Source organism: Alkalibacterium sp. m-11 (genome assembly GCF_054658155.1).
Genome location: NZ_BAAGIR010000555.1, coordinates 1 through 255, shown reverse-complemented (window position 1 = coordinate 255; position 255 = coordinate 1). Strand labels below are relative to the sequence as shown.

Annotated in this window: 1 protein-coding gene; it reads left to right on the top strand. The window is 42.7% G+C overall.

What is annotated here, in order from left to right:
• The coding region (locus ACYQ2O_RS13580) for a transposase (RefSeq protein WP_459796864.1) at window positions 1-255 on the top strand (255 nt) is incomplete at both ends.

Sequence of the window (255 nt, the reverse complement as noted above, 5' to 3'; positions counted from 1 at the left end):
TTGAACGGAAGATCGGGATTGATTTGGGTATTTCGGATTTTGCGGTCACCACCAATGATTTAGGGGAGACTGAGAAGCACAAAAATCCAAAACCTCTTTACAAGTCCGAAAAGAAGCTGAAGAAAGCACAACGGTCGTTATCCCTCAAACAAAAAGGCGGTAAGAACCGCAATAAAGCACGCATTCAAGTGGCCAAAAAGCACGAGAAGATTGCCAATCAGCGCAAAGATTTCTTGCACAAACTATCCAAAAAGA